Here is a 19,923-nt window from a genome sequence, read left to right as displayed (position 1 = left end):
ATCCTCCTCGCAATTACGTCTTGTACTTTAGCTTTTTTCCGTGAACGCTCACTAATAAAGTATATAATGCTTTAATCTTAAGCTATCCTTGATTTTTTATTACTTTTATAGTAACATATTACGTAGATATCTATAAATTATACTGAATCAGTTTATGTCAAATACTAATTGTTATGATAAAGCAACTCGTAGAGATTTTATAACCTTAACTGCTAGCAGTATGGTTGTGGTTGGAGCAGCGTGTGCCACCTATCCTCTTGTTAATTCATTTAACCCTTCAGCAGATGTTCTTGCCCTATCTTCAATAGAAGTGGATTTATCTCAAATCCAACCAGGGCGAACTGTTACTGTTAAATGGCAAGGCAAGCCGGTTTTTATTACTAATAGAACTCCAGAAAAAATTGCTGAAGCAAGAAATGTAAATCTCGCCGAGCTAATGGATCCTGAGCTTGACCAAGATAGAGTTAAATCTGGGCATGATAAGTGGTTGGTGACTATAGGCATTTGTACACATTTGGGTTGCGTACCACTTGCAAACCAAGGCGATTATAACGGTTGGTTTTGCCCATGCCATGGCTCTCAGTATGATTCATCTGGTCGGGTTCGCAAAGGACCAGCCCCTTCAAATTTGGCTGTTCCACCATATGAATTTATTTCCGATACAAAAATTAAAATCGGATAATTATTTATGAATGAAAGTAATTATCCTGAGGAATCCAATCCAAACAAATCCAATCCGATCATAGAATGGATCGACTACCGACTCCCTATTTTCTCGTTCTTTAAACATCTAGGCGAATACCGAACACCCAAAAATTTGAGTTACCTATGGAACTTAGGGTCAATAGCTGGTATTGCCTTAGTAATTCAGATAATCACTGGCATTATTTTGGCTATGCATTATACCCCTCACGTCGATTACGCCTTCGAGAGTGTTGAAAAAATTATGCGTAACGTCAATTATGGCTGGCTAATACGTTATATACACTCAGTTGGGGCATCAATGTTTTTTGTTGTCGTTTATCTACATATCTGTAGAGGGTTATATTATGGCTCGTACAAAAAACCTAGAGAGTTATTATGGCATATAGGCATAATAATTTTTCTTATCATGATGGCTACTGCCTTTATGGGATATATACTGCCTTGGGGACAAATGAGCTACTGGGGAGCAACTGTAATCACCAATTTATTTTCAGCTATACCTATCATTGGCAAATCGATAGTTACCTGGCTTTGGGGAGGTTTTTCAGTTGATAACCCTACACTTAACAGATTCTTTGCTTTACATTATTTATTGCCTTTTATTATAGTAGCTTTAGTCTTACTTCATTTAGTAGCCCTACATGTTCATGGTTCAAATAACCCCAAGGGTATCGATGTTAAATCCCCTAAAGATACTATTCCTTTCCATCCATATTATACTGTAAAAGATTTTGTTGGATTTGGTGTTTATTTTCTAATATTTGCTTTTTTTGTCTTTTTCAAACCAAATTATTTAGGACATCCTGACAATTACGTACCAGCTAATCCTTTGGTTACGCCAACTCATATAGTTCCAGAATGGTATTTTTTGCCATTTTATGCTATTTTACGGGCAATACCGTCAAAGCTAGGTGGGGTAATATTAATGTTTTCTAGTATTTTGTTATTATTTGTTTTACCTTGGCTTGACAGCTCAAAAGTTAGAAGTGCCAATTATCGACCAATGTTCCGTATAGCTTTTTGGCTGTTCATAGCTGATTGTTTGGTACTTGGATATCTTGGAGGAAAACCAGCCGAAGACCCTTATATTACCTTAAGTAGATTTGCTGCTACTTACTATTTCTTTCATTTTCTCGTTGCAGTACCACTAATTAGCAAGTATGAGAAAACTTTGCCATTACCGGATTCTATATGAAAGATAATAAAATTACCTCTTATATCAAATTTTACCTGTGTTTGTTAATTTTGTTAGTATCCAATACTATCACTGCCAACGAAGCATTACCTACAAAAAAGATTACTTGGTCATTTGACGGAATTTTTGATAGCGTTGATAGAAAAGCTGCACAACGTGGCTTTCAAGTCTATAAAGAAGTATGTAGTGTGTGTCATGGTCTTTATAATTTATATTATCGTAATCTTAAAGATATAGGATTTTCAGATGAAGAAATTAAAGAAATAGCCAAAAATTATACGGTGCAAGATGGACCCAATGATGCAGGAGAAATGTTTGAAAGACCAGCTCTACCATCTGATTCATTTGTTCGCCCCTACTCTAACGAACAAGCAGCAAGAGCAGCCAATAACGGGGCAGACCCACCTGATTTATCATTGATCGTTAAAGCAAGACCTGATGGGGCAAATTATGTATATTCTATACTTACTGGTTATACTAATCCTCCTGAGAATTTTAAATTAATGCCAGGATTAAGTTACAATCCATACTTTCCGCATAGTCAAATTGCCATGCCAGCTCCACTGACAGATGGACAAGTACAATATATAGACGGAACAAACTCATCGGCAGAACAAATGGCTATGGATGTTACCGTATTTTTACAATGGGCTGCTGAACCTGAAATGGAAAACCGTAAATCTATGGGTTTAAAGGTAATGATATTTTTAGTAATTTTTACAATTTTCTTTTATATTTCTAAAAATAGAATTTGGCAAGATGTCAGGGAACCTAATGAAAAAAGTGGATAAAACTACAGAAAAAGGTAAGCATTCACAGTTTTTTTGCTATTTTCTTATGATGAATATCTCTCCACTACTGTAATATATGGCAAAAGTTTCCACTGGCATCAGATCGATTTTTAGGTTCTTATATCTTGAAAATGTGATATAAGATCCTAGGCTCTGTGAACAAAATTTAAATTACTAGATTTCGACTCTTTTTAGCTGCAAATTATAAGATTTTTTTGAAATAGAACTAACTATTCCGGCAAAAATCTTATTAATTTTCGCTTAAAAATACTCAAAATCTAAACAATTAAAATTTTGTTCACAGAGCCTAGTTAGTAACTGTAAAATTATTATTGACCAAAGCTAATTTTAGCACTTCATCTACAGTTGATACTGATAAAATTTCTAAACTATTTTTTATATTCGGTGGAATATCTTCTAAGTCTTTAACGTTATCTTGAGGTATTATCACCGTTTGTATACCACCTCGGCTAGCGGCTAATAATTTTTCTTTTAGTCCCCCAATTGGTAATACTGTCCCCCTTAGGGTAATTTCTCCAGTCATTGCTACAGTTCTGTTTACCGGTATTTTGGTCATAAGTGAAACAATAGTGGTAAATATTGCACATCCAGCAGATGGACCATCTTTTGGAATCGCTCCAGCCGGTACGTGCAAATGGATATCAAGATCTTTATAATCTTCATACTTTAATCCAAAACTACTAGCTCTAGAACGAAAACAGCTATAGGCTGCTTGAGCAGATTCTTTCATTACATCCCCAAGTTTACCAGTAGTTTTAATATCTCCTTTGCCACGGAATGACAAGGCTTCGATGGTAAGTAATTCTCCGCCAACTTCTGTATAAGCAAGTCCCGTAGTACTACCTATTTGATCTTCTTTTTCAGCTAGACCAAAATTATATTTCCTAACTCCTAAATATTCTTCAAGATTGGCAGATGATATTGATATGCTTTTTATTTTTTTGTTACTCAAAATTCTTTGCAATACTTTTCTTGTAACAGAGCCAATTTCTCTCTCAAGCGATCTTACTCCTGATTCTTTGGTGTAATATCTAATTAATTCTAAAATTGCTCCATCATCAATAGTGAGTTCATTTTTCTTTATTTCATGCATTTTCAATTGCTTTGGTATTAAGTAGTTTTTGGCAATTTGTAATTTTTCTTCTTCAACATAACCAGAAATGTTAATGATCTCCATACGATCAAGTAGAGCTCTGGGCAGATTATAAGAATTAGCTGTTGCAATAAACATTATCTCTGACAGATCATATTCTACTTCTAAATAATGATCAACGAAATTACTGTTTTGTTCAGGGTCTAAGACTTCAAGTAAAGCAGAAGCCGGATCACCTCGAAAATCAGAACCCATTTTATCAATTTCATCTAATAACATAATGGGGTTATTAGTTTTAACTTTTTTTATTAAATTCATAATTTTTCCTGGCATAGAACCAAGATATGTTTTTCGATGTCCCCTAATTTCCGATTCATCTCTAATACCGCCAAGAGCAAATTTAGTATATTTCCTATCTATTGCTTCAGCAATGGATTTGACCAATGAGGTTTTCCCAACTCCTGGCGGACCGATTAAGCATAATATAGGTCCTTTAATTTTTTTAGAACGTTGTAACACTGCTAAATATTCAATAACACGCTCTTTGACTTTCTCAAGACCAAAGTGATCACGATCCAAAATTTCTCTAGTTTTATTTATATCAGTTTTATTATTATCAAATTTCCCCCATGGCATGGCTAATAATGTATCAAGGTAATTACGGACAACTGATGATTCACCTGACATTTGATTCATAAGCTTTAGCTTTTTCAGTTCTGCTTCAGCTTTTTCTTTTGCTTCTTTTGAAAGTTTTAAGGTTTTAATCTTTTTTTCTATATCAGAGAAATCAGATTTATCATGTTCGAGTTCTTTTTGTATAGCTTTCATTTGTTCGTGCAAGTAATAATCACGCTGAGTTTTCTCAATTTGTTTTTTTACTCGCAATTGTAAAGCTTGCTCTGCATCTATTTGAGCCATACTAGATGTTAATGTATCTATTATAGTTTTAATTCGTGATTGAGGTTTGGTCTCCTCTAACAAAGTTTGTTTTATTATTAATGGTACAGTCAAATAAGAAGCTAGTACATTAGTGACATAACTAAAATCTGTTGGATTTTTTGCTATTTCACCAGTTATCGTTTCTATTATTTCTGGATTAATTTTTTTATGAGTCTTAGTATATTTTGTAAATAACTCGATAACATTTGCTGTGGAAACTTTTAAAGATTCTACATCAATTACCTCTTCATCATGTAGTATGCTATATTCAGCTTCAAATATTTCTTTATTAGTGATGTTATGTAGGGTAACCTTATTGATTGCTTCAACTAGAATTTTGGCATTATTCTGTAACCTTACTGTTTGTATAATTTTAGCAATTACTCCTGTAGAATGAAGATCTTGAATATCTGGAGTATCTTGATCTTGTTGTTTTTGTAATACTAATAATATATATCTATTATTATCTATAATTTTAGTATTAAACAAAGCTTTTAGAGACTTTGACCTACCGACAAATACAGGAGCGATCATAGCTGGAAATATCACCATGTCTTTTAATGCGAGTAAGGGTAATTTTTCTTTATTTGTCATATTAAAAACCTTAAGAAATTTATATACTAAAGAGGATGGTAGCTATATAATACCGTCTTACTATGATTTCAAGCTACATTTAGTTTTATATATGCCTTCATCACCTCAATCTTCCAATATCATATCAATAGCAAGCAATAGGGTAAAACAATATCTTCATTTGACCCCAATAGTTCAATCTGAAATTTTAGATAAAATGCTCGGTCATAAAATTTTCTTTAAAATAGACTCGTTACAAAAAACCGGAGCATTCAAGGTTAGAGGGGTATTAAACCACTTATTAGAGTTGCAAGAACAAAATTGTTTACCAAATAAAGTTGTTGCATATAGTACAGGTAATCATGGAATTGGTCTTGCTTGGGTAGCAAAAACCCTTAACCTTAAGGCAAGAATTTATTTACCAGAAAATACCTCTCCAATTAAACAACAAACAGCAAAATATTATGGAGCAGAGGTTATACTAACTAAAACTAGACAAATGGCAGAAGATAAAGCAAAGAGTGACATAGAAAATGATTTTTACTATTTGCATCCTTCCGATAGTGATTCTAGTATAGCTGGGGCTGGTACAATGTGTTATGAAGCATTGCAACAACTAGGATTCAGCCCAGATGCCATTTTTGCTTCTTGTGGAGGTGGGGGGGTGCTTTCTGGATCATATTTAGCGAAAGAATTACTATCTCCATCTAGCTTGCTGATAGGTTCAGAGCCGCTTAATGCCAACGATGCTTTCTTATCGATTAAGCAAGGTTCGATATATAGGTTTACTGATTCACCAAGTACTGTAGCAGATGGTTTGCGTACTTTAGCAGTTTCACCACGTACATTTAATTATCTAAATAAACTCGATGATTTCTTTCTTGCTGATGAACATTCTATATATTATTGGACCGCTTGGTTGATTCATTTGCTACGAATTGCCTGTGAACCATCATGTGCTTTAAATATGGTCGGAGTAGTAAATTGGTTAAAGAAACAGTCAAAACCTAAGAAAGTTTTAGTGCTTATATCAGGTGGGAACATTGATCCTATTATTTATCAGGAGCTTTGGAAGGGAGAATATCTTGCTAATTTGCCTAGGCTCTGTGAACAAAATTTTAATTGTTTAGATTTTGAGTATTTTTAAGCGAAAATTAATAAGATTTTTGCCGGAATAGTTAGTTCTATTTCAAAAAAATCTTATAATTTGCAGCTAAAAAGAGTCGAAATCTAGTAATTTAAATTTTGTTCACAGAGCCTAGGTTATTATAATTACTTATTGTACTCAAATCATTTGAGTATATACACTCTAACAGAAAAGCTATTTAGGTGAGTATGGAGTCCCCCAAGACGTTAATTCTCTATAACGCCAATATTCTTTGTAAATATCGTCTAATTGTTCTATCTGTGCTTTTTCCACACCCCCAGCCCAAGGTTTTGTTCCTGAATAATGTAAAATAAATTTTGTATAATAATTTGTATTGGTTGTGCTTGATCTATAACTAGGTGTATGATTCCATTTATGTGAAATATGGTTAATTCTATCGTTAAAAGCTATATTTATTATATCTTGTTCAAACATTGAAAGAGAACATACAGTATTGTTTAATGAATTTACTAAACAATCTTCCGTTTTATTATTTCTCATATTTTCTAAATTAAACCACATAACACCGGCATTTATATAAAAATACGGTAAAGCATGATTACACCCAAGTTCGTTATGACCAGGATTACCGGCATCATAGCTGCCTGCCACAAAATAATCCGTCATATCAATAGTTTTAAAATAGCTTAAATCTTTTAAAACTATTAAATCAGCATCCAGCGATAATACCGAGGTTAAATTTGGCAAAATTTTACTAAAAAATGGTCTATAGCTTATTAAAAGAGGCCAATCACAATTTTTAAATTTACTTTTTATTAATTCTATCGGCAATAAATTATTATCAACATTTATAAAATTTATTTTGTAAGGCTTTATATCCTGCATAGATGATAGTTTTTCTTGCGATTCTATAGATATAGGGTCTTCCTGATCCATAATAAAATAAAAATCATAGAAGCTATCTAAGTCTGAATTTAACAAAGCTGATGCAATGGTAGTTGCAGCATGTACTGCATACTTATCATTTATAACAAGAGCAATATTAGTAACATTATTAGCATCTATTCCACTTAAATTCAAGGCTCGTTGATAGTTAGCAACGGCTGTCTTAAGGTCTATGTTCGCTTTCTCTAAAACAGAAGATCGACCTAATATATTAATCATGCTAAGCCTATAAAAAGCTTTAGCTGATAATTCAGGAATATTTAATGCTATCAGCTTATTAAGAAAAGCTACTTCATCTTGCATGTAACCACTAAAATATTTTAGTAAATCTTCTTCTTTTAAGTCTTTAATAAAAGAAAAAATCTGTTCCTTATGATCTTTAATAATAATATGAGCTAAATTAAGGGCATATTCTGATTTATATAATAAATCTAAAGAATAGCTGCTATTTTTTATGCCCCTATATAATTCAGCTTTTTCCTTTTTTAAAAGCTGTAAACGTGATAAACAATTGTAACCTTTGGCAATTGATACCCTATCTACCGCTTCTTCAATTTGGAAAAGACAAACCTTTTCAATATAGTCTTTTCTTTCATCAGTTAAAAAATTATTATTTAGATCATTAACCACCATATCAAATTCAAAACGATTTTTTCTTAAATTTGAGTAAATACGAGAGTAAGCATAATCACTTACTCTTTCAACAACTGATATTTTCCCATTTTGAATATTATCATTATTTTGCAGTGACACTAAGTCATTTGAAAATTTTTTTATTTTTATTTTGTCATAAGAATAACCTTTTAATACACATAATATTATTATTAGAAGAGATAATGCATATTTATATTTTTGTAATATTAATTTTTTATTCACTATTTTTCTCAATTTTATTTAAGTGTTCAGACCATATTCAATATAGAATTTGGGATAGCTAAATTAGCCTAAATTCGGTTATATCTATAAGTATAGCAGATTTTTATGCTCCACTAATAGATGGTTTCATTATTTTTGCAGTATTGCTTATTTTTTTTCATTCCCTGACTCAGTAAACATACTATAGTCAATTCAGGGGAATTTGGTGCTAGGAACGATGGAGCGACGCCTATAAGTAATAGGCGAGCGACGAGTGACGACGTCACCAACTTCTCATCAATTGACTATACCCTATAATTTTCATTCTATAAGTATTAAACAGCATAAAAACGTCATTACGAGGAGTGCGGAACCATAACTGTCGAAAATTAGAAGAGGAAGCGGTTTTAGAGGGCATCATGGTAGCTTAAAAGTTGCAAAAGAATAACCGACGTCATTGCGAGGAAACTATAAAGTTGACGAAGCAATCCATAAATTGTAATTTCCACCCACTATTGTCATATATGGACGAGTGAATTTGTCAACCTTACAATTACTTCATTGCCACTAAAGTGCTTCCCCACAATAACACGTATGCCTAATTAAATTTTCACTATAAAATAAAAAGTATATGTTAGCATGAACCGCATTAACGTACAAACTACCAACAGAAGTAGAGTTTTATAAAAACCCTATTGCAACTGAGCCTTAGCTTGAACCACTATATCTGCAAAACCTTGCGGGTTGTTAACTGCCAATTCAGCTAACACCTTACGATCAATATCTATTGCAGCTTTTTTAAGCCCACCCATGAATTGTGAATATACTAAATCATGCTCACGCACTGCTGCATTAATTCTTTGTATCCAAAGCCCTCTAAAATCACGTTTACGATTTCTACGATCCCTATAAGCATATTGTAGAGCTTTTTCAACTTTCTCAATTGCTACCTTAAAGCAATTATTAGACCGCCCTCTATAACCTTTAGCAAGTTTGAGAATTTTTTTATGACGATTTTTTGAAATTTTTCCTGATTTTACGCGTGACATATCTCACCTATTTCCTTGGTTAAATTGTTAAATTCCATATGGAAGGAAGAATTTTTTTAAGTTCTTTGCATCTTGAGTACAGAGAATCGTTGTTCCTCTAAGGTTACGAAGTTGAGCTTTTGTCCGACGTCTCATGAAGTGTTTTTTACCAGCTTGAGTGGCACAAACTTTACCAGTAGCGGTAAGCTTAAAGCGTTTTTTTACAGCTGATTTTGTTTTTAACTTAGGCATTATTAGTTCCTTATATTTGGTATTTTAAGACTGTATAGCAAAAATTAGGCATACCAAAGCCATATTGCTATATGGTGAAATATAATATTTTTTATGAATTATTGCAAGTTAATTTTTTATGCAACACTAGGTTCTGTGAACAAAATTTAAATTACTATATTTTGTTCACAACGCATAATTATTATACAGAGAAAGAGTTACCACACCCACACTTAGTTTTTGCATTGGGATTTCTAATTTCAAAATAGGAACTGCCTAACTCTTCGATAAAATCTATTATACAATCAGCCATGAATGGCTGTGATATTGCATCAATAACCACTTTAGTATTATCTTTCTCTATAACACAATCATCTTTTGTTATGTCATTACTTGGCACGAGGGCGTAATTATAAACAAACCCAGAACATCCACCACCATCAACAATTATTCTAAGAACTAAATTGGGATTATCTTCCAATTTGATTAACTCGCCCACTCTTTTAAAAGCATTATCGGTAATTTCTATTGACATGACATGATTATATTATTAAAGACCCTTAAAATAATCCTAAAAAGCTAATTTTGCAACAGCTTCATTTAAAAACCTTGAAAAGCTTAGTAGGTGATTCTATACTATAGTTAATTCAGGAGAATTGGGGACTAGGAGCGACGAGTGACGACGTCACCAACTTCTCATCAATTGACTATATAGCTAATCCGGTTAACATTATGCCATTAATATTAGCAAGAAGTAGCATCGCACGACAAAGTGATCCTGTCTTGTGTCATCCCCGCGAAAGCAGGGATATTAGATTCCGCACCGAAGCGGGAATGACAATAGTGGGAGGGAATGGCAATTTATGGATTGCTTCGTCGCCTTCGGCTTCTCGCAATGACAAAGTAGCTACCCCAAACGTCATTGCGAGAAGCCGAAGGCGACGAAGCAATCTCTTGTTGCTTTTTGGATTGCTTCGTTGCTACTAAAGTAGCTCCTCGCAATGACAGATGAGGTTATCTAGAACATAATATTAGGAGTTAATATATGCTTGCTTCATATGCAGTAGACCCCAGCAATAGTAGGGGAAGATTGTTTAACGAATATTCTACAGCTTACAGAAATGAATTTGAACGAGATCATGATCGTATAATCCATTCAAAGGCTTTCAGGCGTTTGCAATATAAAACCCAGGTTTTCATTAATCATGAAGGAGATCATTATCGAAATCGTCTTACTCACTCAATTGAAGTTTCTACGGTTGCCCGTTCTATTGCTAAAACCCTTAATTTGTCAAGTGATTTGGCAGAAACTATAGGTCTTGCTCATGATCTTGGACATACTCCTTTTGGTCATGCAGGAGAGGTAGCTCTAAATAAGTGTATGCAAGACTATGGTGGATTCTCCCATAATGCTCATTCATTAAAGATTATTACTAAAGTAGAGAAAAGATATGCAGCTTATGATGGATTAAATTTGACATGGGAAGTGCTAGAAGGAATTGTCAAACATAATGGTCCTTTAATAAATAATATACCTGAATATATAGTAGAGTATGATTCACAACATAATCTTGACTTAACTCATTACTCCTCAGCTGAAGCCCAAATTGCTTCGTTAGCTGATGATATTAGTTATATTTCTCATGATTTAGAAGATAGTGTTGGTGCCAAAATTATTGACTTTAATCATCTAACGGAAATTAAATTTATTGATCAATATGCTTTTGAAATTAAGTCCCAGTTTAAAAACATAACAACAACTCAGCTTATATATGAAGTAGTACGTAAATTAATCAGCGATTTAATTGCTGATTTACTAGTACAAACAAATAATAATCTACAGAAACAGAAAATAATTACAACCGATGATATACGCCATCTTGATTATCAACTTGTTGATTTTACTGATGAAGCAAAAGAGCGTATAGTAAAAATTAAACAATTCTTGTATGATAAAGTATATAAGCATAATAAATTGACCTCGATGCTTTTAAAGTGTCAAAGAATCGTACAAGAGTTATTTAAGATATATATGGATAATATTGATTTACTACCATTTAGTTGGAAAGAATTAATTATACCAGGGAATACAAAATCCAAAGCTGGTATAGTAGCAGATTATATAGCCGGCATGACTGACCGGTTTGCTATTCAAGAGCATCAAGATATTTATTCCTTCAATTCTAATAATATTTAATTTATGAATATATTTAATAAATTACGTAACGATATCATTAGTGCAGGCAGAAAAATATGCGATAATGATGATGTGTTACAATTGGCAGCTGTTGAAATTCCTAAAGATAAGTTCAATGGTGATCTTTCAAGCAATATAGCTATGATTATCGCGGCAAAACAAAATATTAATCCTAAGGAACTAGCTATTAAATTTAAGGAGATATTAACGCCTCTACCATATATTGCCTCTATAGAAGTTGCCGGTCCAGGGTTTATTAATTTTACTATTAAAGCTGATATGTGGCATAACTCTATTAATGACATATTGCTAGATAAAGAGGAGTTTTTTAAGGTTAATTTTGGTAATAATCAAAAGGTCAATATTGAATACGTCTCTGCAAATCCAACTGGCCCTCTGCATATTGGTCATGCTAGAGGAGCTGTGTATGGCGATGCTTTAGCCAAGGTTCTAGATAGTACTGGCTATATTGTTACCAAAGAATATTACCTTAATGATGCTGGTTCCCAAGTGGATGACTTAGCTAACTCAGTTATGTTACGCTATAAGCAAGCATTAACAAAAGAAGATATCGTGATACCAGCAGGGCTTTATCCTGGAGAATATTTGGTAGATATTGGGCAAAAGTTGGTAGAGAAATTTGGGGATAAATTATTAACAATGCCGGATAACGAACGTCATGAACTCGTTAAGGATTTTACAATAGAAGAAATGTTACTGATAATTAAACAGGATTTAAAGGAGCTAGATATTGAACACGAGGTATTTTTCTCGGAGAAATCACTGCATGATAGTGGTAAGATTGAGGAAGTTGTTCAGTTGCTGAGCGTAATGGGGCTAATATATGAGGGGCAGTTACCTCCACCTAAAGGCAATGCAGATGAGCCTTGGGATTCCAGAACTCAGAGATTGTTTAAATCTACTGCTTTTGGCGATAATCAAGATAGACCAATAGAAAAATCAGATGGTAGTTGGTCATATTTTGCCTCTGATTTAGCTTATGCTAAGGATAAAATAGATCGTGGGTTTAATCATTTAGTTTATGTTCTAGGGGCAGATCATTGTGGTTATGTAAAAAGAATTGAGGCGATAGTTAAGGCTCTTGGTAAAGAAAAAGTTAAAGTTGATGTTAAAATTTGCCAGTTAGTAAACTTCGTTGAAAATGGTATTGCTGTAAAAATGTCGAAACGTAGCGGCAATTTTACTAATGTGCGAGATGTAACAAACGAGGTAGGTAAGGACATAATAAGATTTATAATGCTAACCCGTAAGAATGATATTACTCTTGACTTTGATCTAGCAAAAGTAAAAGAACAATCAAAAGATAATCCAGTGTTTTACGTACAATATGCTCATGTTAGAACTATGTCTATATTGGAAAAAGCTAAAGAATCTATGCCAGAAACATATAATAAATTCTTAGAAAAAGAGTATGATTTGTCTTTACTTTCTACTGAAGAAGAAATAGAAATAATTAAACTGCTTGCTTTATGGTCAAAAATTTTAGAGACTTCAGCAAAATATTTTGAACCTCACAGAATAGCTTTTTATTTGATTAATTTAGCTTCAAAATTTCATGCTTTATGGAATTTTGGCAAAGAAAATAATGATTATCGGTTTTTAATTGAAGATAATATAGAGTTGACTGTTGCCCGCCTTGCTTTAGCAAAATCTATTCAAAAAATTATAAAAGTTGGTTTTGATGTTATAGGGGTGACGCCTATGAATAAAATGTAGTATAACTAATCTGATTATAGTCAATTCAGGAGAATTTGGGGCTAGGAGCGATGGAGCGACGCCTATAAGTAATAGGCGAGCGACGACGTCCCCAACTTCTCATCAATTGACTATAGCATTATACTCAAATGATTTGAGTATACACCAAATTCACAAACGTCATTGCGAGCGAACGTACGTGAACGTGGCAATCCATGAAGCTTATTATATGGATTGCTTCGTCGGTCTTATGACCTCCTCGCAATGACGCCAGTTTACTATGGCTAAATGCTGATCGGGTTAGCTATACGTTGTCTGATAAAGTTATTTATAAAAATATGGTTAACCGCATTTTGTTTCGAGTTCTTATTCTTCTCTCAATACTTAGTGGCATTGCATATTTAGTGTATACTAATTATAACCAAGATAGTGGTCAGATAGTGACAATTTACCATGATCAATTGCCGACAAAAATTAAACCACAAGATAGTGGAGGGATAGTAATACCAAACGCCAATAATATAATTTATGAGAACTTACAACAAAAAAAGATTAGCAAACCTATAATATTACAACCTGAACCGGAAAAACCATTAAATATCACTAGACAACAATCAGCACAAAGTGATGAAGATATTGACTCTATAGATACAATTTTATTTGGTATAATAGAAACTGATCAGGTTAAGTATGAGAAACACAAACTAAGTAAAAATGAAGAAGGAACGGAAATAATTTTACCTAATATAATAAAAAATGAGTCTGTACAACAAGAGAATTTAGTAGAACAAATTCCTATTCCAATAGCTCAACAACCTAATTCAAATAAGGCGGGTCTAAATATAATAAAAGTTACTGAATCGCGTCGTAAGATCGATGATACGCAGTTATTAAATAAGTCAAATCAAGGAGGATATAAAATTCAGATAGCTTCGGTAAAATCTGAATCAGAAGCTAACCAAGAGGGGGAAAGAATCAAAAAAAAATATGCGAGAATCCTTAATAATACGGTAATAAATATCAAAAAGATACAATCTGATAAAGGGAGTTTTTTCTATTTAGTCTTAGTAGGTAACTATCAAAATATAAACCAAGCTAAAGCTATATGCAAAAAACTCTCTGATAATCAGCAAGGCTGTATAATCACCAATCGTTGATAAAATTTATCAGCAAAGAAAAAATCAAGGTTTGTGATATTTCTCAATCATCCAATCTACAAATGTATTATCAACAGACTGCTTTTTTAGAGCATATTCATATATTTCTTTTATTAGTGCTGTAAGATTGGTAAATGAAAAGTTTAAATTTTTCTCAGTCAACATATTAATAGTTACACTAGTGGATTTGCTAAAGATTTTCATCTGATCAACAGTCAGCACCTCAAGGTTTACTTCGTTATCAACAACAAGAGCTTCCAAATTAACATCTAAGGCTTTGGCAATTAATTGTAAATTAGTAGCACTAGGGTTTTTTGAACTACCGTACAAAATACTATAAACAGTATTTCTACTTATTCCAGTTTTCTTCTCTATCTCTACTGCATTGATATTTTTTTGAATCATTAATGAGTTAAGTTTGATTTGTAAGTTTACCATAAATAAAGCTTTGTCTATAAAAATTAATATTCTAAATATTAAGGTATATTTATTAAAAAGTAAACAACTAATAATTAATTGTTTTTATAGTCAGACTAGTTTTTGAACCTTAAAAGGTAAAATATTAATTCTTGCCACTTAATAATATTTGGTTTTGTAACTTAAATAGATCAGAGGTTACACTTCTTACCAATTGTAGCATAGCATAAAATTGTTCTTCAGAAAAGGGGTTTTTTTCAGCTGTACTTTGAATTTCTATTATATTTCCGTTACCTGCAAAAACAAAATTGGCATCTACTTCAGCATTGCTATCCTCTAGATAATCAAGATCAACTATGGGCTGCCCTTTATATATACCACATGAAATGGCGGCTACTTGGCTAATTAAAGGGTTAGTTTTAAGAACTTTCCTAGCAATTAATGATCTAATTGCTAGATGAAGTGCAATATAACTACCAGTAATTGCTGCTGTCCTAGTTCCACCATCGGCATTAATTACATCACAATCAATGATAATTTGTCTTTCTCCTAAGGCTTTTAGATCAATTGCCGTACGCATCGATCTGCCAATTAGCCTTTGAATTTCTTGCGTCCTACCTGACTGCTTTCCTTGAGTTGATTCACGTTTCATACGCTGGTGGGTTGAACGTGGCAACATACCATATTCAGCACTTATCCATCCTTGATTTTGCCCTCGTAGAAATGGCGGAACATTTGTTTCATAGGTTGCACTACATATTACATGGGTATTGCCGAACTTAACAAGACACGAACCATCAGCACTAAGCAGAACTGAAGGTTCAATTGAAATGTTACGTAATTGATTATTTTTTCTATCAAAAGCTCTCATAGTTTATTACTTAATTAAAATTGACTTGAAAATACAAAGCTTTACACTATATGTTAAGAAAGTAGATTTTTGCAAGAAAAAAGGCTGTAAATATGGAAAAACAACAAAAGAACAATAGTAATAATCAAGAAATTGATACTGATGCTGAGGAACAATTACTAAATGAAGTAGAAAACCAACCTTCTGATACTCTAATGTTACAAGATAGCTTACAAGAAATTGTTAGTTTGAAAAATCAAATTGAGATTTTGCAGGATAAGTTGCTAAGGACAATAGCCGAATCTGATAATACTAGGAAACGTCTAGAAAAATCAATTGAAGAGGCAAAAGATTATGCCATTGTTTCTTTTGCTAAAGATCTGCTCAGTGTTAACGATAATCTTTCTAGAGCTTTGGAGCATAAGCCACAAAATATGGAAGGTGATCTAGCTAATATTATTACTGGTGTAGAAATGACTAAAAGTGAGTTGACTAGCATACTACAAAAACACGGTTTAGAGTCAATAGAACCATTATTAGGGGAAAAGTTTGATTACAATATACACCATGCAATTTCACAGATAGTATCAGAGGAATATGATCAGGATAGTGTCATAGCGGTTATGCAATCAGGGTATAAGATAAAAGATAGGTTACTTAGACCTGCTATAGTACAAGTATCGAAAAATGGGTGATTTGCTTTGTTGCTACTATAAGTACTCACTTTACGCATTCGTTGGATTGCTTCCAGCCACTAAAGTGGCTCCTCGCTAATAGCGTCAGGTTGTTTTCCCTGTGACTTTTAATGCCATGCGTAAAGTAAGGTACTGAGTCAGGGAATAAAAAAATAAAATATCGCAAAAATAATGAAAACAGCTATTAGTGGAGCATAAAAATCTGCTATATTTATAGATATAACCATTTGTAAAAAATAAATATATAGTTAGATTTATGTCAAATATTAGTCCTAGAGTCGATATTGCCTTTAAAAAAATCTTCGGTGTTGAAGAGAATAAGGATTTGCTTATTTCGCTAATCAATTCGATTGTATCTAGAGAAGATCAAGTGGCAGAAGTACAGCTTCTTAATCCATATAATCCAAAAAATTTCAAGAGCGATAAATTGTCAATTTTAGATATTAAAGCACAAGGAAAAGATGGCAAAAGATTTAATATTGAAATGCAAATTACTGATGAAGCTGATTATGATAAAAGAGCCTTGTATTACTGGGCAAAATTATATACTGAACAATTAAAAATCTCTTCAGGTTATGCTACTTTATCGAAAGCCATTGGTATTCATATATTAAATTTTACTTCTATTCCCAATGAAAAAAAATATCACAATGTATTTCACATAGTAGAAAAAGATAGTGGTTTGTTATATTTCAAAGATTTAGAATTGCATACTATTGAGCTAAATAAATTCACTAATAATCCAAAAGAACAGCTGACGGACATAGTAAAGAAGGTAAAAAACTCTCTTGACATGTGGAGTGCCTTTTTAACAAGACACGATTTGCTAAACAAAGATAATTTACCAAAAGAACTGAATGATGCTAGCCTAAAAAAAGCCCTGACAGTTCTGGATGTGATGAATTTCACTGAGGAAGAACGTGAATCATATGAAGATCATCTAAAATGGATACTTATTGAAGCTAACACTATCAAAAAATTTGAGGATAAAGGCAGAGAAGAAGGTATCCAAATTGGTAAAGCTGAAGGTAAAGTTGAAGGTAGAGCAGAAGGTAAAGCTGAATTAATAAAAATGATGATAGAAAATGGCAGTTCTATTGAGGAAGTAGCGGAAATAACCAAACTATCTGTTGCTAAGATCACTGAACTACTGAAAGTCCTAAGTGGCGGATTATCAGATAAGTTATGATTACTAATTAAAATAAATATAGAGTTAGATTTATGTCAAATATTAGTCCTAGAGTCGATATTGCCTTTAAAAAAATCTTCGGTGTTGAAGAGAATAAGGATTTGCTTATTTCGCTGATCAATTCGATTGTATCTAGAGAAGATCAAGTGGCAGAAGTGCAGCTTCTTAATCCATATAATCCAAAAAATTTCAAGAGCGATAAATTGTCAATTTTAGATATTAAAGCACAAGGAAAAGATGGCAAAAGATTTAATATTGAAATGCAAATTACTGATGAAGCTGATTATGATAAAAGAGCCTTGTATTACTGGGCAAAATTATATACTGAACAATTAAAAATCTCTTCAGGTTATGCTACTTTATCGAAAGCCATTGGTATTCATATATTAAATTTTACTTCTATTCCCAATGAAAAAAAATATCACAATGTATTTCACATAGTAGAAAAAGATAGTGGTTTGTTATATTTCAAAGATTTAGAATTGCATACTATTGAGCTAAATAAATTCACTAATAATCCAAAAGAACAGCTGACGGACATAGTAAAGAAGGTAAAAAACTCTCTTGACATGTGGAGTGCCTTTTTAACAAGACACGATTTGCTAAACAAAGATAATTTACCAAAAGAACTGAATGATGCTAGCCTAAAAAAAGCCCTGACAGTTCTGGATGTGATGAATTTCACTGAGGAAGAACGTGAATCATATGAAGATCATCTAAAATGGATACTTATTGAAGCTAACACTATCAAAAAATTTGAGGATAAAGGCAGAGAAGAAGGTATCCAAATTGGTAAAGCTGAAGGCAAAGAAGAAGGTAGAGCAGAAGGTAGAGCAGAAGGTAAAGCTGAATTAATAAAAATGATGATAGAAAATGGCAGTTCTATTGAGGAAGTAGCGGAAATAACCAAACTATCTGTTGCTAAGATCACTGAACTACTGAAAGCCCTAAATGGCGGATTATCAGATAAGTTATGATTACTAATTAAAATAAATATAGAGTTAGCCTTCAAAAAAATCTTTGATGTAGACAGTCTCCTAGGAGTGATGGAATAAAGCCTATATGTAATATGCGAGCAACGAGTAACAACGTCACCAATTTCTCATCAATTGACTATGATATAAGGAAAAGCTATACTTTGCAGTAATTTATAAAAGAAGAGGAACCATCTTGGATAAAACTATTTTTTGGGTTATTGTTGTTGGCACTATTATAGTAACTTTGACTCTGATCTCTAATATATTGATGCCATTTTTTATAGCTGGGATAATATCATATATATTACAGCCTATAATCGATAATCTGTCGTTACGATATAAATTATCTAGAACTATAGTAGTTTCAGTAATTTCCTTTCTATTTTTTAGCATTTTTGCTATAGTAATTGTAGTGTTGCTGCCTATCATATATCAACAAACAACTTTGCTAATTAGTAAAATTCCAGCTTATAAAGATTATTTACAAACTGAATTAATACCTGTTATTACGGCAAAATTTTATTCAATAGATCCAGATATTGCTGATAATATAAAAAATTCTATTAGTAACTTTGTTAATGGTATATTTTTGTTGATCACAGGGCTTGCTAATAATATTTGGCATGTTACTATGGTAACAATCAATTTATTTGTGTTGATTTTATTAATACCACTTATATTATTTTATTTTTTACGAGATTGGTTAACAATGTCAGAAAATATAAACCTTTTACTACCTTTGAAAGGTAAAAAGAAAATTCTAAAAATATTATCAGCCATTAATACTTCCTTGTCTGCTTATATAAGGGGACAGCTAAATGTTTGTTTATTATTATCAATCTATTACGGAGTTTCTTTGTCGATTCTTGGTGTAGATTTAGGATTATTGTTAGGGGTTTTATCTGGTTTTTCAATAATTATACCATTTGTTGGCATCTTAATATCCTTTTCTCTTACCATGATTGTTAGTTATTTTGCTTTTGGTATGGTCAGTACCTTATTTTATATAATCATTATTTATTTGGTTGGCACAATAGTTGAAGGATATATTTTATCACCGAAAATTATAGGTGATAAGATCGGTCTACATCCTCTTTGGATAATATTTGCAGTTCTCGCATTAGGTAATATATTTGGTTTCTTGGGTATATTATTTGCTATACCAATTGCCAGTATAGTAAAAGTTTTGTTTTTATCTGCTATCGATTTTTATAAATCTAGTAAGTTTTATAAGACTTAAA

18 protein-coding genes are annotated in these 19,923 nt (G+C 32.5%); 11 read left to right on the top strand and 7 right to left on the bottom strand.

Going from position 1 to position 19,923, the window contains the following annotated elements:
- Window positions 1-154: 154 nt before the first annotated feature.
- Genes petA through AAGD42_RS05940 form a run of 3 tightly spaced genes read left to right on the top strand, consistent with a single transcriptional unit; the run spans window position 155 to window position 2,691 of the window.
- A complete protein-coding gene (gene petA, locus AAGD42_RS05950) occupies window positions 155-682 on the top strand; it encodes a ubiquinol-cytochrome c reductase iron-sulfur subunit (protein ID WP_341752617.1) in 528 nt (175 codons plus the stop codon).
- A gap of 6 nt (window positions 683-688) precedes the next feature.
- Complete coding sequence (locus AAGD42_RS05945; protein ID WP_341752616.1) at window positions 689-1,900, top strand: cytochrome b; 1,212 nt, start codon at window positions 689-691, stop codon at window positions 1,898-1,900.
- Entirely contained in the window at window positions 1,897-2,691 is a 795-nt protein-coding gene (locus AAGD42_RS05940; protein WP_341752615.1) for a cytochrome c1, read from the top strand. The genes AAGD42_RS05945 and AAGD42_RS05940 overlap by 4 nt, the downstream gene beginning before the upstream one ends.
- Before the next feature lie 307 nt (window positions 2,692-2,998).
- On the opposite strand, the gene lon is transcribed toward AAGD42_RS05940, so the two are convergent.
- Entirely contained in the window at window positions 2,999-5,338 is a 2,340-nt protein-coding gene (gene lon, locus AAGD42_RS05935; protein ID WP_341752614.1) for an endopeptidase La, read from the bottom strand.
- A 91-nt stretch (window positions 5,339-5,429) separates the two neighbouring features.
- Between lon and AAGD42_RS05930 the strand changes: the two genes are divergently transcribed.
- Window positions 5,430-6,464: a serine/threonine dehydratase gene (locus AAGD42_RS05930; RefSeq protein ID WP_341753408.1), complete on the top strand. Its 1,035-nt coding sequence runs from the start codon at window positions 5,430-5,432 to the stop codon at window positions 6,462-6,464.
- Between the two features lie 174 nt (window positions 6,465-6,638).
- Here AAGD42_RS05930 and AAGD42_RS05925 read toward each other — a convergent pair whose 3' ends face one another.
- From AAGD42_RS05925 to erpA, 4 genes are all read right to left on the bottom strand, one after another.
- Entirely contained in the window at window positions 6,639-8,246 is a 1,608-nt protein-coding gene (locus AAGD42_RS05925; RefSeq protein ID WP_341752613.1) for a glycosyltransferase family 8 protein, read from the bottom strand.
- 671 nt (window positions 8,247-8,917) lie between these two features.
- A complete protein-coding gene (gene rplT, locus AAGD42_RS05915) occupies window positions 8,918-9,274 on the bottom strand; it encodes a 50S ribosomal protein L20 (protein ID WP_341752612.1) in 357 nt (118 codons plus the stop codon).
- A 27-nt stretch (window positions 9,275-9,301) separates the two neighbouring features.
- The gene (rpmI, locus tag AAGD42_RS05910; protein ID WP_094648668.1) at window positions 9,302-9,505 is read right to left on the bottom strand and encodes a 50S ribosomal protein L35; all 204 of its coding nucleotides are present in this window, start codon (window positions 9,503-9,505) and stop codon (window positions 9,302-9,304) included.
- Window positions 9,506-9,686: 181 nt separating this feature from the next.
- Window positions 9,687-10,019, bottom strand: coding sequence for an iron-sulfur cluster insertion protein ErpA (gene erpA, locus AAGD42_RS05905; protein WP_094649311.1), 333 nt, complete (start codon window positions 10,017-10,019; stop codon window positions 9,687-9,689).
- Between the two features lie 510 nt (window positions 10,020-10,529).
- Here erpA and AAGD42_RS05900 point away from each other — a divergent pair.
- From AAGD42_RS05900 to AAGD42_RS05890, 3 genes are all read left to right on the top strand, one after another.
- Window positions 10,530-11,681: a deoxyguanosinetriphosphate triphosphohydrolase gene (locus AAGD42_RS05900; RefSeq protein WP_341752611.1), complete on the top strand. Its 1,152-nt coding sequence runs from the start codon at window positions 10,530-10,532 to the stop codon at window positions 11,679-11,681.
- Window positions 11,682-11,684: 3 nt separating this feature from the next.
- A complete protein-coding gene (argS, locus tag AAGD42_RS05895; protein ID WP_341752610.1) occupies window positions 11,685-13,418 on the top strand; it encodes an arginine--tRNA ligase in 1,734 nt (577 codons plus the stop codon).
- 383 nt (window positions 13,419-13,801) lie between these two features.
- On the top strand, window positions 13,802-14,554 hold the full coding sequence (locus AAGD42_RS05890) for an SPOR domain-containing protein (RefSeq protein WP_341752609.1): 753 nt from the start codon (window positions 13,802-13,804) through the stop codon (window positions 14,552-14,554).
- Between the two features lie 24 nt (window positions 14,555-14,578).
- On the opposite strand, the gene AAGD42_RS05885 is transcribed toward AAGD42_RS05890, so the two are convergent.
- Together AAGD42_RS05885 and rph are read right to left on the bottom strand one after the other, a co-directional pair.
- Window positions 14,579-14,992: a helix-turn-helix transcriptional regulator gene (locus AAGD42_RS05885; RefSeq protein ID WP_341752608.1), complete on the bottom strand. Its 414-nt coding sequence runs from the start codon at window positions 14,990-14,992 to the stop codon at window positions 14,579-14,581.
- 124 nt (window positions 14,993-15,116) lie between these two features.
- A complete protein-coding gene (rph, locus tag AAGD42_RS05880; protein WP_341760727.1) occupies window positions 15,117-15,842 on the bottom strand; it encodes a ribonuclease PH in 726 nt (241 codons plus the stop codon).
- 92 nt (window positions 15,843-15,934) lie between these two features.
- Between rph and grpE the strand changes: the two genes are divergently transcribed.
- From grpE to AAGD42_RS05860, 4 genes are all read left to right on the top strand, one after another.
- Complete coding sequence (gene grpE, locus AAGD42_RS05875; protein WP_341760726.1) at window positions 15,935-16,516, top strand: nucleotide exchange factor GrpE; 582 nt, start codon at window positions 15,935-15,937, stop codon at window positions 16,514-16,516.
- Window positions 16,517-16,772: 256 nt separating this feature from the next.
- The gene (locus tag AAGD42_RS05870) at window positions 16,773-17,705 is read left to right on the top strand and encodes an Rpn family recombination-promoting nuclease/putative transposase (RefSeq protein WP_341752605.1); all 933 of its coding nucleotides are present in this window, start codon (window positions 16,773-16,775) and stop codon (window positions 17,703-17,705) included.
- A gap of 32 nt (window positions 17,706-17,737) precedes the next feature.
- Window positions 17,738-18,682 (top strand): Rpn family recombination-promoting nuclease/putative transposase, encoded by a 945-nt coding sequence (locus AAGD42_RS05865; RefSeq protein ID WP_341752604.1) that lies wholly within the window; start codon window positions 17,738-17,740, stop codon window positions 18,680-18,682.
- Between the two features lie 193 nt (window positions 18,683-18,875).
- Window positions 18,876-19,922, top strand: a complete 1,047-nt coding sequence (locus tag AAGD42_RS05860) for an AI-2E family transporter (RefSeq protein WP_341752603.1) — start codon at window positions 18,876-18,878, stop codon at window positions 19,920-19,922.
- Window position 19,923: the final 1 nt, after the last annotated feature.

Origin of the sequence: Candidatus Tisiphia endosymbiont of Dioctria linearis (assembly GCF_964026545.1) — a bacterium.
Lineage (GTDB): Bacteria > Pseudomonadota > Alphaproteobacteria > Rickettsiales > Rickettsiaceae > Tisiphia.
This window is presented reverse-complemented; position numbering and strand designations above follow the sequence as displayed.

Bases quoted from the DNA above. Each gene is read 5' to 3' on its own strand.
- lon (WP_341752614.1), bottom strand. From the start codon at position 5,338: ATGACAAATAAAGAAAAATTACCCTTACTCGCATTAAAAGACATGGTG.
- AAGD42_RS05930 (WP_341753408.1), top strand. From the start codon at position 5,430: ATGCCTTCATCACCTCAATCTTCCAATATCATATCAATAGCAAGCAAT.
- AAGD42_RS05885 (WP_341752608.1), bottom strand. From the start codon at position 14,992: ATGGTAAACTTACAAATCAAACTTAACTCATTAATGATTCAAAAAAAT.
- argS (WP_341752610.1), top strand. From the start codon at position 11,685: ATGAATATATTTAATAAATTACGTAACGATATCATTAGTGCAGGCAGA.
- petA (WP_341752617.1), top strand. From the start codon at position 155: ATGTCAAATACTAATTGTTATGATAAAGCAACTCGTAGAGATTTTATA.
- erpA (WP_094649311.1), bottom strand. From the start codon at position 10,019: ATGTCAATAGAAATTACCGATAATGCTTTTAAAAGAGTGGGCGAGTTA.
- grpE (WP_341760726.1), top strand. From the start codon at position 15,935: ATGGAAAAACAACAAAAGAACAATAGTAATAATCAAGAAATTGATACT.
- rpmI (WP_094648668.1), bottom strand. From the start codon at position 9,505: ATGCCTAAGTTAAAAACAAAATCAGCTGTAAAAAAACGCTTTAAGCTT.
- rph (WP_341760727.1), bottom strand. From the start codon at position 15,842: ATGAGAGCTTTTGATAGAAAAAATAATCAATTACGTAACATTTCAATT.
- AAGD42_RS05865 (WP_341752604.1), top strand. From the start codon at position 17,738: ATGTCAAATATTAGTCCTAGAGTCGATATTGCCTTTAAAAAAATCTTC.
- AAGD42_RS05945 (WP_341752616.1), top strand. From the start codon at position 689: ATGAATGAAAGTAATTATCCTGAGGAATCCAATCCAAACAAATCCAAT.
- rplT (WP_341752612.1), bottom strand. From the start codon at position 9,274: ATGTCACGCGTAAAATCAGGAAAAATTTCAAAAAATCGTCATAAAAAA.
- AAGD42_RS05900 (WP_341752611.1), top strand. From the start codon at position 10,530: ATGCTTGCTTCATATGCAGTAGACCCCAGCAATAGTAGGGGAAGATTG.
- AAGD42_RS05870 (WP_341752605.1), top strand. From the start codon at position 16,773: ATGTCAAATATTAGTCCTAGAGTCGATATTGCCTTTAAAAAAATCTTC.
- AAGD42_RS05940 (WP_341752615.1), top strand. From the start codon at position 1,897: ATGAAAGATAATAAAATTACCTCTTATATCAAATTTTACCTGTGTTTG.